At 65.6% G+C, this 12,151-nt stretch carries 11 protein-coding genes; 4 read left to right on the top strand and 7 right to left on the bottom strand.

The window, feature by feature from the left end:
* The first annotated feature begins 65 nt into the window (after nt 1–65).
* Nucleotides 66–839, top strand: coding sequence for an SDR family NAD(P)-dependent oxidoreductase (locus tag ACFVJ5_RS07605; protein WP_379219061.1), 774 nt, complete (start codon nt 66–68; stop codon nt 837–839).
* Nucleotides 840–882: 43 nt separating this feature from the next.
* On the opposite strand, the gene ACFVJ5_RS07600 is transcribed toward ACFVJ5_RS07605, so the two are convergent.
* Nucleotides 883–1,959 (bottom strand): alcohol dehydrogenase catalytic domain-containing protein, encoded by a 1,077-nt coding sequence (locus ACFVJ5_RS07600; protein ID WP_379219060.1) that lies wholly within the window; start codon nt 1,957–1,959, stop codon nt 883–885.
* A gap of 2 nt (nt 1,960–1,961) precedes the next feature.
* Nucleotides 1,962–3,146, bottom strand: coding sequence for an LLM class flavin-dependent oxidoreductase (locus ACFVJ5_RS07595; RefSeq protein WP_379219059.1), 1,185 nt, complete (start codon nt 3,144–3,146; stop codon nt 1,962–1,964).
* A 232-nt stretch (nt 3,147–3,378) separates the two neighbouring features.
* On the opposite strand from ACFVJ5_RS07595, the gene ACFVJ5_RS07590 reads away from it, so the two are divergent.
* Both ACFVJ5_RS07590 and ACFVJ5_RS07585 read left to right on the top strand, forming a co-directional pair.
* Nucleotides 3,379–3,699: a hypothetical protein gene (locus ACFVJ5_RS07590; protein WP_379219058.1), complete on the top strand. Its 321-nt coding sequence runs from the start codon at nt 3,379–3,381 to the stop codon at nt 3,697–3,699.
* Nucleotides 3,696–4,358, top strand: coding sequence for a TetR/AcrR family transcriptional regulator (locus ACFVJ5_RS07585; RefSeq protein WP_379219057.1), 663 nt, complete (start codon nt 3,696–3,698; stop codon nt 4,356–4,358). The genes ACFVJ5_RS07590 and ACFVJ5_RS07585 overlap by 4 nt, the downstream gene beginning before the upstream one ends.
* Nucleotides 4,359–4,376: 18 nt before the next feature.
* Here ACFVJ5_RS07585 and ACFVJ5_RS07580 read toward each other — a convergent pair whose 3' ends face one another.
* The 3 genes from ACFVJ5_RS07580 to ACFVJ5_RS07570 form a co-directional block, all read right to left on the bottom strand.
* Nucleotides 4,377–6,047 carry an AMP-binding protein gene (locus ACFVJ5_RS07580; RefSeq protein WP_379219056.1) on the bottom strand — a complete coding sequence of 557 codons (1,671 nt, stop codon included), beginning with the start codon at nt 6,045–6,047 and terminating at the stop codon, nt 4,377–4,379.
* Between the two features lie 113 nt (nt 6,048–6,160).
* Nucleotides 6,161–7,645, bottom strand: coding sequence for an FAD-dependent oxidoreductase (locus ACFVJ5_RS07575; RefSeq protein WP_379219055.1), 1,485 nt, complete (start codon nt 7,643–7,645; stop codon nt 6,161–6,163).
* Between the two features lie 90 nt (nt 7,646–7,735).
* Nucleotides 7,736–8,311, bottom strand: a complete 576-nt coding sequence (locus ACFVJ5_RS07570; protein ID WP_379219054.1) for a CGNR zinc finger domain-containing protein — start codon at nt 8,309–8,311, stop codon at nt 7,736–7,738.
* An 80-nt stretch (nt 8,312–8,391) separates the two neighbouring features.
* Between ACFVJ5_RS07570 and ACFVJ5_RS07565 the strand changes: the two genes are divergently transcribed.
* Nucleotides 8,392–9,573 carry an epoxide hydrolase family protein gene (locus tag ACFVJ5_RS07565; protein ID WP_379219053.1) on the top strand — a complete coding sequence of 394 codons (1,182 nt, stop codon included), beginning with the start codon at nt 8,392–8,394 and terminating at the stop codon, nt 9,571–9,573.
* 912 nt (nt 9,574–10,485) lie between these two features.
* Here the strand turns inward: ACFVJ5_RS07565 and ACFVJ5_RS07560 are convergent.
* Both ACFVJ5_RS07560 and ACFVJ5_RS07555 read right to left on the bottom strand, forming a co-directional pair.
* Complete coding sequence (locus tag ACFVJ5_RS07560) at nt 10,486–11,478, bottom strand: hypothetical protein (protein ID WP_379219052.1); 993 nt, start codon at nt 11,476–11,478, stop codon at nt 10,486–10,488.
* A gap of 395 nt (nt 11,479–11,873) precedes the next feature.
* Complete coding sequence (locus tag ACFVJ5_RS07555; RefSeq protein WP_379219051.1) at nt 11,874–12,080, bottom strand: hypothetical protein; 207 nt, start codon at nt 12,078–12,080, stop codon at nt 11,874–11,876.
* Between the last annotated feature and the right edge of the window lie 71 nt (nt 12,081–12,151).

Here is a 12,151-nt window from a genome sequence, read left to right as displayed (position 1 = left end):
CCGTCGCTCCCGCTGTGCGGGAGACCCGCATGTGGCGAAAGATCAGGCGCCGCTAGCTTTCCCCCATGATGCAACTGACTCTTCTCGACGGTGTCACGCTGGTCTTCGGTGGCAGTGGCGGCCTCGGCCGAGCCGTCGCCGCGGACTTCGCACGGGCGGGCGGTGACGTGGCGATCTGCTACCGCAGCAGACAATCCGTCGCCGACACCACCGTGGCCGAATTGCGTGAGCTCGGCGTGCGCGCCAGCGCCCATCAGGTCGATGTCCGCGACGCGGCCGCCGTCGACCGGGTGATCGCCGAGGTGATCGCCGAGCACGGGCGGATCCGCACGCTCGTCTGGGGTGCCGGGCCCGTCGTCGACCAGATCACCCTCGCCGACACCGAACCCGACCGCTACCGGCAGTCGATCGAGGTGGAGGCGCTGGGCATGTTCACCGCCGTGCACGCCGTGCTGCCGCACCTGCGCGAACACGGCGGCGGCTCGGTGATCCACCTCGGCTCCGCCGGTGACCGGTGGTGGCCCCGCCTCGACGGTCTCTCGGTGCTGCCCAAAGCCGCCAACGAAGCGCTGGTCCGCGGCATCGCGAAAGAGGAAGGCAGGCACAATATCCGCGCCAACTCGGTACTGGTCGGGGTCATCGAAGCGGGCATGTTCCTCGAGCTCAAGGCCGCGGGCGTGGTCGACGCGGCCTGGGAGGCCGAAGCCCGCCGCTTCGTGCCGATGAAGCGATGGGGCACGGCGGCCGACATCGGCGCCGCCTGCGTGTTCCTGGCCTCCGAACAGGCCGGATACATCACCGGCCAGCAATTGTCGGTCTCCGGCGGTTTCGGCATCTGAGCGCGACGCGGGCAGGCGGTGGCCCGCCCGCGTTCGATCGGAATCAATCTGCGGTGAGACCTGGTCGGACAATGATCTTCACGTGATCCTGAGGGGTGCGCAGGGTCGTGAACGCGTCCGCGACACCGTCGAGATCGACGCGGCCGGTGATGATCGCCTCCGCATCGATCGACCCGGCCGCCAGCCGCCGCAGCGTGATGTCATAGGCATCCTGGTAGGGCCCGTGACCGAAATTGATGGCGATGCGCCGGAATTGGGGCACGACCGGGGTGATGGTTTCGGCCGTGAACCCGGCGGCGAGCACCTGGATCCGCGAATTGAACGGCATCTGACGGGTGAGCTCGTCCAGAATACCGGCGCGCCCACTGCATTCGTAGGCGATGAGGATCCCGTTCGCGGCCGCACCGACGACGGAGCCGGCATCGGCGACCAGGGCATTCCACGCCTCGATCGGATTCTGGACAGTCGGATCGACGACGACGTCGGCACCCATGAGCATCGCCAGTTCCCGGCGCCGGGGCGAGGGCTCGGAGGCGATCACCATCTTCGCGCCACGAGCCTTTGCCGCCACAACGGCGCCCAAACCGATCGTCCCACAACCGATCACCAGCGCCGAGTCCGCGGCGGTGAGCCCCGACTGCTGGACATGCATCTCACCCACGTGCAGCGGCTCGGCGAGGGTCGCATGGTCCAGCCGCAAATCGTCGGGGACTGTGCGCACCCAGCAGGCATCGACGACGATCGCCTCACCGAACGCCCCGTGATAGGTGTTGGAGTAGCCGATGATCGTCGGGATACCGGTCGCGGCATCGGTGGCCAAGCCGATACCCGCCACCCGGTCACCCACCGCGAAATCCGTGACCCCGGAACCGAGTTCGGTGATCACCCCGGCGTACTCGTGCCCGAGCACCACCGGTCGTTCGGTGTCGAACGCGGCCAGCGGGTAACCGCCCGCCTCGGCGACTTCGACGAAGCGGCACGCATCCTTGGACACCGACAGGTCACTGCCACAGATTCCGCAGGCGGCCACCGCGATGCGAACCTGGCCGGGACCGGTCTCGGGCAGTTCGGGCACATCGCCGACGGTGAATTCTCCGTCGAGGAATCGCACGGCGCGCATACTCACGCTCCTGTCACGGCGTCGGCGCCGTAGTAGTCGGTGGTGGCCTCGGTGATCGCGGTGACCAGCTGCCCGATCAGCAGTTCGCGGTGATCCTCGGCGAACTGGAGGCTGGCCCGGCGTCCGGCATTGCGATTCTTGAAGTGCGGGACGACCTCGGAAGCGAACAGGTCGTAGCTGCGCTTGGTGTCCTCCCAATTCGCCATGTCCACGTGCAGGATCAGCAACGTGCCGAAACCGCCGGTCTTGTCGATCAACCGCTGGATCTGCGCGATGGCCTCGTCCGGGGTACCGATGACGGCCTGCCCGAACTCACCGAGAGTGTCGTTGCGCCACTGCTCGACGATCCCGTGAGAGGTCCGCGCCCAGTCCGGGCGCTGCCCGGTCTGCCGGTTGACGTAGGCCGCCATGGACCCGATGCGCCGCGAGACCGCGCGCTCGGCGTCGGCGCGCGACTCGGCCAGGAACATCGGGGTGACCAGCCGCCAGTTCGCCCGATCGGCGAGGTGGCCGTGCTCGGCACAGGTCTTCTCGTAGACGCCCCAATTGCGGTCCAGCGCCGCGAAACCGGTCGGCGAACCCGCCGCCAGCGACAGCAGTGACAGACCGTGCGTGCCCGCCAGGACCGATCCGTTCGGGGAGATCGTGGACGCGGTGGCCACCTCGATACCTGCCGGGTCGTTGGTGGGCAGCTGGGCCCGTGCGTCGCGCAAGGTGAACCAGTCGGTCTGCATATCGACGACGTCGCCACGAAGCAGCCCCAGGATCGCCTCGAGTGCTTCGCCCTGGCGGCGGCGCTGATCGGACGGGTTGATGCCCATCATGTGCGCGTCGAGGGGGATCTTGCCCGGGCCCGTGCCGAAGATGACCCGACCACGGGTCTGCAGGTCGAGCTGGGTGATGCGATCGGCGGTGACCAGCGGGTGATGGTAGGGCAGCGACGTCACCCCGGTACCGAATCGGATGCGGTGGGTGCGTTCGGCCGCCGCGGCGATGAACAGGTCCGGCGCGGGCACGATCTCGGCGCCGGTGGAATGGTGTTCACCCATCCACGCCTCGTCGAAACCGAGATGGTCGAGGTGCTCCATCAGGTCGATGTCGCGACGCAGCTGCAGGGCTGGGTCGGCGTCGAGTGGGTGATACGGGGCCAGAAAGGCGCCGAATCTGAGCGAACTGGGGCTCCACATGGTGCGTCTCCTCATCGACACGGTCCGGTGAGCGGGCTCACCGCGTCGTCCTCAGCTTCGACTTGGATCAACTGATCCAGAAGTGGTCCTCCCGTTCAGCGGGAAATTCCGCGAAGCACCGAAGAAACAACCGATCCAGCTGTTGACATCGGCCGTGTCAGCTGTCGATGATTGGATCAGTTGATCCAATTTTCCCGGTGGTCACCAGCGCCGATCGCGAGGAGTCCCGACCATGTTTCTCGACATCGATCCGCGGCGGAAGCCACCGGTCACACTGGCCCAGTCCACCGACTTCGACTCGCTGTCGGTGCTCGTCCGCGCGACGCCGGAAACAGTGCGGCTCCAAGATGTACTCCTCGGCTGGGGCGAATTCGACGGCACCCATGTGTGGCTGAGCACGCAGCGCCTCGAGGACGAACTCGGCGACCACTTCGGCACCGACCTGACCTGGCGGGAACGATTCACCGACCTGCTCGACTACGCCCTGGCCCAGGGCTGGTTCGACGAGTCCGGTCTGAGCGTCCGCGCGCACTGCCGCTGGCAGACGCTATGACCGGCACAGTCGACACGAATCCGACCGCCCCGGCCACCAATCGTCAGGGAAACGCGACGCGCACCCGTCTGGTGAAGACCGCAGAGCGACTCTTCGCCACACACGGCGTCGACGCGGTCTCGGTCCGCGCGGTCAACGCCGCCGCCGGGCTGGGCCCCGCCTCGGTCAACTACCACTTCGGCACGAAAGACGACCTCTTGGCCGCGGTGCTGTTGGACCTCGGAGCCGGTGTGCGTGACCGCATCCGCGCCGATGTCGACGCGCTCGCCGACCGCGAACACGCGCCGACCATCGACGAACTCGTCCGCGCCGTCACCGACCCGTACCGGGAACTGCTCTCGCGCCACCGCACCCGCGGCATGCGCTGGATCAACATCGTCGCCCAGATGTCGGCACAGAACCACCCCGCGCTCGACGCCGCCGAACAAGACCTACGCACGGTCCTGCTGCACCAGGTCCGGCGTACCTTTCCCGACACCGACCCCGTCCGGCTCGAACAGCGCTGGGCCACCGCGCTCATGGTCTTCCTCCAGGCACTGAGCCGAGCAGAGGAATGGAACCACCGACGCGGCGCGGTCCCCAGCGCCGACGACCTGGTCCACTTCTTCGACGACCAGGTGACCTACCTGGCAGGCGGCCTGACACGGCTACTCACCTGAGATCTCGCACGCAGACCTTCACAGCATGCGCTGCCTGCCGTGCGCGGCGAACTCCGACTCCAACGCCTGTCGGTCCGCCTCGATCAGGCGCCCGTAGACCGGTCGACCACGCCCCACCCACCGGTACACCGGTTCATCGGTGCGCCACGCCTGTTCTTGCAGTTCGCGCTTGAGCACCTTGTTCGACCCCGTCACCGGAAGATTCGCCGAGACACGCAGCAGCCGGGGGAGACCTTTGCTGCCGAGATCGGACTGCGCACAGAGGAATTCGGTGAACGCCTCGACATCGAAACCGACCGGGTCGGCAACCTCGACGGCGGCCATCACCTGATCGCCCGAACGCGGATCGGGCACCCCGAACACAGCGGCGGCGATGACTGCGGGATGGCGGCGCAGGACCTGCTCGATCATCAGCGCCGAGGTGTTCTCGCCGTCCACCCGGATCCAGTCGCCCTTGCGACCGGCGAAATACAGGAATCCGGCGGTGTCGATATAGCCGAGATCCCCGGTCCAATACCAACCGTTGCGGAGACGGTCGGCGTCGGCGACATCGTTCTTGTAGTAGCCCTCGAACGCCAGCGCACCGGCCTTGTCGATCATCTCCCCGATGGCCTCATCAGGATTACGGACCCGGCCGTACTCGTCGAACTCGGCCCGCGCGCACTCCCGCAACGAATCCGGATTCACCACCGCCACACCGGGATGCGCCGGCCTGCCGAGCGCAGCGGGCGGTGCGGACGGATCCAGGGCAGCCAGGCTCGGACCCTCGCTGGAGCCGTACCCCTCGAACAGCTTCGCGTCGAAGCGGCGACGGAACTCGTCCTGATCGGCCACCGACGCCTCGGTACCGAATCCGCGCACCAGCGAATTGTCGGAATCCGATGCGGCTTCGGGCGTGGCCAGCAGATACCCGAGCGCCTTGCCGACGTAGGTGAAGAAAGTCGCGCCGAAGTACCGGACATCCGGAAGGAACTGCGACGCGGAGAATTTCGGGGTCAGGCAGACCGTCGCACCGACCGACAGCGCAGGCGCCCACAACGCCATGATCGCATTGCCGTGGAACAGCGGCATACAGCAGTAGTCCACGTCCTCGCGCACATGCCCGAACTTCGCCGCCGCCGCGTACGCGACCACCGACAGACGGCGCTGGGTGCACCGCACCGCCTTCGACATACCGGTGGTGCCGGACGTGAACAGCAACAGCAGCAACGAGTCCGGACCACCCACCGCCGAGGGTAGCCCACGGCAGGCATCGACCCGGGCGGCGTAACCGGGATCATCGACCAGCAGGAACCGATCCTCGGCCAGATCGAGATCCAGCTGCCGCAGCCGCGCCATCCCCGCGGCATCGGTGACGATCAGCTGACAGTCGACATACCGAACATCGGCAGCCAACTGGGCGTCACCCCGGGTCGGATTGAGACCCGCCACCGTCGCGCCCGCCAAAGCCGCCGCGCCCAGCCAGAAGACGAAATCGGGCACATTGTCCAACAGCACCCCGATATGGAACGGGCCGTCGCGGCGCAGGGTGCGGGCAAGCTCCGCACGGGCAGCCGACTCCCGGACCACCGCATCCCAGGTCCACTCGGTGTCACGGGTGCGCAGGCCGAGTCGCTGGTCGCCGAGCCGGTCGAGCAGCATGGTCGCGATATCCGCCCGGCGCGCGCCCGGGGTTGCGTCCACGCTCATGCGCCCGGGTCGATCTGTTTCAGGAAACGCTCTGTCACCACACAATGATCGTCGACAGCCAGCCGGTCCAGCTGGTAATCGAGCACCTTGCTGCGACCGGCCGCGAAATCGGCTCAGGATGATGCGGGGTGCGCGGCCGCGGCCACGCCGGCGCGGCGGCCGAAGAAAGTGCCGTCACCGAGCGATGTGCCGCTGATGTAGCCCCACGAGTGCAGACCCGAAGTGGCTCTGCCCGCGGCGAACAGACCCGGGATCGGTGCGCTGTCCAAGTCGAGGACATGGCCGTCGACCGTGGTGTGCAGTCCACCGATGGTGAACACCTCAGCTCCACCACGGCCCGCTTCACCGTATTCGGGCGGGGCGATACCGCGCTGAACGTCGATCGCGGCGAACGGTGACCGCAGCGGCCGCAGCCAGTGCGCCGCCTTGTGGAAGTAGGGGTCCTGCCCATCGGCCGCGTGCCGGTTGTATTCGGCGACCGTCGTCTCCAGCGCGCCGGGCGGCATGCCGATCTGCTGTTCGAGGTCGTCGAGCGTCTCGGCCACGAAGTGCGGTTGCACGCCCCACCGTTCGTTCTCCGGCACTTCCTCATAGGCTTGCTCGTCGAGGATCACCCACACCTTCAGGCCGTGCTTGAACAGAGCGGCCTGGCCGACGAGCCCGGGATAGACATCCTCGTTGATGAAGCGCCTGCCGAGGTCGTCGACGATCATGCCGCGCACCATCATCCCCGGAATCAGGGAGATCCCGACCTGTGCGGCGGACATGTGCCGCACCGCGGCGCCCGCGGCCTGTGCCATCACGATGCCGCGCCCGTCGTCACCGCCGTCACTGTTGACGCCGGGACCGACCAGTTGCGGTGCGTGCTGAGCCACCATCGCGGCATTGTCGGCGAACCCGCCCGTGGTCAAGACGACACCTCGTCGAGCACGGTAGGTGTAGTACCGGCCGTACTGCTTCGCCACGACACCGACCACACGTCCGGCTTCGGTAACGAGCCGGATCGCGTTGGTGTCGGTGTGCACCGTCACCGCGGTCGCGGCAACGGCTTCGAACAGCTTCTGCATCAGCACCTTGCCACCGAAACCGTCGGAAGTGACCCGGTGTCCGCGCGGCGACGGCTTCGCGAGATCGGCGAAGGGCCAGGCCTTTTCGCCCATCCACATGAGACCGTCGTCGGTGGGCGGCACCCAGGTGGGGGAGTCCCACAGCGAAGGTTTGAACGGGACGCCGTGGTCGACGAGCCACCGGTAGTGCCGTGCGCTTTCACGGCTGTAGAGGCCGACCTTCTCCCGGTCGGCATCCGGTCCCAGCGCGGCCAGCAGGAACGCTTCCATGTCCTGCGCGGTGTCGTCGAACCCACAGGCCCGCTGGATCTCGGTGCCGCCGCCCAGATACATCTCGCCGCCGGACAGCGCGGAGGACCCACCGCCGCCACCCAGCTTCTCCAGCACGAGGACATCGGCGCCCGCGGCGGACGCCTCGAGCGCCGCGGCCGCACCCGCGCACCCGTACCCAACGATCAGAACATCGGTTTCGTAGTCGACCTGCTCGACATCGCCCGCATCGACGGGCGCCACCGAATTGTGTGTGCTCATTACAACTCCCATCCGCTGTGCTGCGCACGCTAGGAGTTCTCGCGCACGCCGGACGGGGGAGTGTCCACCCACCGGGAGACCGTCTGCCGATCAAATGCTCGCTACCGGCAACCCTGATTTTCGATCGTTGAAGCGCGCCTTCTTCTGACGATTCCCGCAGGTGTTCATATCGCACCATTTGCGGGTGCGGCTCTGGCTGGTGTCGAAGAAGGCGGCTCGACAGGTCGGCGATGCGCACAACGCCAATTTCCCGTCTCGTTCGCCGGCGAGGATGCTGATCGCATCGGCGGCGATGACGCCCAGTGCGTCTTCGACACAGGAATCCGCGTTGAGTCGCCAGTGCCGATTGCCCTCGGGCGTCAGGACCGCTGACGCCCGACCCTGGATGCTGCGGTCGTTGATGACTCGGACAGCAGATGCCGGGGGAGTGTCGCGCATCGCGGTCGCCGTCGCGGCGAGGTGAATCGATTCCCGCAGTTCCCGCACGAGTGCGAGCTGGGCGGTGGTGCAGGAGTTCACGGCCAGGCCGCTCACTGCCAGCCAGTCGACGAGTCGCTGCGGCGTGGGGATGCGCTCCACAGCCTCGCCAGAGCGCTCAGTCAGTGTCGCCGTGAAGCTGGTCGCCAGCACAGTGCCGAGGCGGAAGTCAGGGAACTCAGCATGCATGGAACCACCTTAGCTGGTTGCACCCTGACGTCAGGCGTGTTAGAACCGTCTAAGACGGTTCACCAAGCGCAGGAGGTCTCATGCCAAGTCCGACCAGCGACGTGCGAGCATTCGAAGCCCACGCAACCGACGCCGACCTCGACGATCTGCGTGCGAGATTGGCCGCGGCACGACTACCGGAGCCCGAGACGGTCTATCGCGCCGCACCCGACCCGCGCCGATGGGAGCAGGGGGTTCCGCTCGCCGACCTCGTCGAGGTCGTGAACTACTGGCGCACCGAGTACAACTGGCGGTCGTTCGAAGAGCGCCTCAATCAGATCGGCCAGTTCCGCACAACCATCGACGATCTGGGAATCCACTTCCTGCACCGCCGATCCACGCGCGCCGATGCGACGCCGCTGATCATGACGCACGGCTGGCCGGGCAGCATTGCCGAATTCACCGATGTAGTCGACGAACTGGCAGATCCGAAGGACGCGGACGCGCCGGCGTTCCACGTCGTCGTTCCCTCGCTGCCCGGCTTCGGTTACAGCGACAAGCCGGCCACCACCGGGTGGGGGACCGAGAAGATCGCGGCCGCCTGGGTGGAACTGATGAAAAGGCTCGGCTACGGCAGATTCTTAGCCCACGGCGGCGACTGGGGAGGCAATATCACCACGGTTCTCGGTGGCCGATTCCCGGCGCATGTTCTCGGCATCCACTCCACGTTCGCCGAGGCTCCGCCCGGGCTGACGACGGACGGGCTGACAACGACCGAGCGAACGTGGATCGAGGAGACTCGCCATTTCTGGCACCACCGCGCCGCGTACGCGAAGCAGCAGGCGACTCGACCGCAGACCATCGGCTACGCGCTCGTCGACTCACCGGTCGGCCTCCTGGCCTGGATCCTCGACAAGTTCGCCGAGTGGACAGATACCGAAGACAGCCCGTTCGAGACGATTTCCATCGACCGCGTTCTAGACGACGTCACCCTGTACTGGCTGACGCGAACCGGCGCATCAGCAGCCCGCATCTACTACGAAAGCCACAACTCGCTCGACCCCGAACTTCGCGTCGACGTTCCGTCGGCAATCACCATGTATCCACGTGACATCGAGAAGTGTCCGCGAGTCTGGGCACAGGAGCGGTACCGACAGATCGTCCGATGGGGGTCGCCCGACAGTGGGGGACATTTCCCGTCACTGGAGGCTCCCGAGTACTTCGTCAAGGACCTGAGGGAAGGCCTCACAGCTGTGCTGGCCGCCAGCGTAGTGACAACTTGACATAATGTGCATTATCGGCGTTTGAAGGCGGCCGGTCAAGAGGGGTTTTATGGATGTTTGCTGTGCAATCCGGAAAAGGTTGAGAGTGTTCCGGCGAATGATGACAGCAGGGCGAAAATCCAGGAAAAGTTGAGAGTGCGTGCGCATACCGCTGCCCTGGGCGAATATCCATGCATCCGGCGATGTGTCACTGTGACGAAACTATGCGGATGTGGCTGATGTGATTGATGTGGTGGCAATCGCCCACTCTCACCTCTTTCCGGATTTGGCCCCGCGGAGCTGCCGATCCCGAAGGTATGGCACTCGCCGTGGCGCGACCGCGAGTCTCGGCGGCTTCGGGGCGGCAGGTGTGGCGGCAGCACTCAGGGGTGCCGTGAGCGTCCCTGAGTGCCACTCCCCTGGGTCTTGTTGTGTCGCAACGGTTTTGCCGATAATTAGGAATTATGTCAAGTAGAGGCTCCCCGGGCCTCTCGGGTGCGCTTCCGCGCCTCTGGTCCGTCTCGGTGTTATGACGCTCGGGCTGTGTGCATGCATCCCGGGATGCTGTTGCGGGCTTGGGAAGCGACGCGCCTCCCGTTGTGCATCGAGTACTCGATGCACAACGGGAGGCGCGGGTTGTCATCAATCCTGTGCGGTTCCGTTGACCGCCCCCCTTCCCTCTCATGGGGCCGTAAATCGTCACGTGACGAACTGTTGAAGGGGAATCCCCCTGCTCGACTTGACCGAAAGTTCCAGCACGTGCCTCGAGATAAAGGGGCCGACACCCTTGAATTTGTCCTACGTCGAGCGCGCCGTTTTCGCGTGCTTCGAGATCGGGCTGGTCGGTAGCGGATGGCGATGTGCTCAACGGCGCGATACGTCGAAGCGGATCCGGCATCGCACGGTCGTACCTGTTGATCGGCGGATCTGTGTTTACGAGACCAGGCCCTGCGGATGCGGAAATGCGCTCTCCACCAATGCCGTCGCGGCACGGATAGCCGAGGTCGCGGCCTGATCGCTGGGCGCATCAGTTGACGATGACTTCAAATGAACAACCTGGTTGCGCGGTGTGACCAGATCGCTGCGGAGGTTAAGTCCTGCTGGCGGAAGCCATCCGGCGAGTTTGAGTGTGTCCAGGCTTTGTCCAAGTGTTGCGTTGGCCAGTTTGTCGACCAATTCGTCTGGTGTCGAGGATAACTGCGACCGGATCAGCTGTTTGACGGCGATCTCGGCGGCACTGCCCGCGTCGATGATCGCCCGGCGGTGTTGCCCTGCTGCGTTGAGGGAACGTGCGTCCCTGATCAGCATCCATGCCAGAGCTGGACGCACACGTTTACCGGCGAGTTCGAAGCATCGGTGGAGGCTGTCGCGTGTCACCGCAGGCGTGGTGGTTGTTGCGGGGAAGTCCGCGCTGGTCGGAATCGCCAATCGTTGGATGCCGCCGTTGGCGCCTGATCTTTCCCAAATATGGGTCACGCATCCGATACGGATTGTCGGCTGGTGCCCGATGCGGGTCAGCACTTGGCCTGTGCTTACCTCGATCCATGCTTCGACGGTCTGTTGCCACTCGGTGCTGGCGTCCACTAGCTCCTGGGCGAGCTGATTGAATTCTCGCGAGTCGTGGCAGTCGGCCTCGACTTTGAGCACAACTCCGTGGAATGCAATGGCGACGGGCTGGTTGCCCGCCCTCTGGCGCACATACCCCCAGTCCGGTGGTATCAGCTGATCAGTGATCTCGTTGACGGTGCTGGGCGCAAGGTAGAGCTCGTCTCGTTCGGAATCGATCGTCTGCCAGACAACGACGGTCGGCAAGTGGACAGTGGCCGGATGGCCTCCTACCATCGTCTCGAATACTTGTCCTGCGACGTCGCCATCCGCGACCGGGTGTGATTCGAACTGCCAGATCCATTCGATCGTCTTTATCACGTGACTGATACCCCATTAGGTGTCCGGGCGTCGGGCGTTGATGGTGCCCGGGCGTTAGTGCCTCGCACCGACTGGTGGAGCGTGCTGATAGTACGTGGGTGCGACGGCATGAACTCGATGATCGAACAGCCACGGACCCGGAGTTCTTGGTCACAGCCTGGAACCGAGTTCCTTGATCTGCGTTCATATCCGGCGTACTTGGAGTGTTGGGCCTGGCGCCACTATGTGCGTCTTCAGCTGCGACGTTGTGCAGCGGGACGATGGGAAGCCGCCCGGTCCGTGTGGCCGGCCCGTTCTACAGGGTGAAGTGGGTTGTGTCGGTCGCGCTGCCGGTGCCGGCGTCTGATGTTTGGCCCGGAGCTCGTCGATGGCTGCGTCGTATTCGGGATCGCCGCTCATTTCAGGTCCGCGAAATCGGCTTGGATCAACGGGTTGTTGGCGGTTTCGTGATGAAGTGCAGCGTGCTCTTGGGACCGAAGTGTTTCGATTGTCTCGCGCTGCGGGTCTGTACCTTGAGCGCGCAGGAGACGAATCGTGGCCACTGGGTCGCCGCTGGCTGTCGTTGCCGCCAAGTAGATGGTTGGCAGCCCTTTCTCGGTCACCGCGTGAATGTCGGCGCCGGGCGCCGGGAATCGGAGCGCGAGGCAATGCCCGCGCGGCCGACGACAGCACC

This window comes from Nocardia sp. NPDC127606 (assembly GCF_042671725.1).
In the GTDB taxonomy this organism is placed as follows: domain Bacteria; phylum Actinomycetota; class Actinomycetes; order Mycobacteriales; family Mycobacteriaceae; genus Nocardia.
Note: the sequence above shows the minus strand (reverse complement) of the source record. Positions and strands in the feature narration are given on the sequence as shown.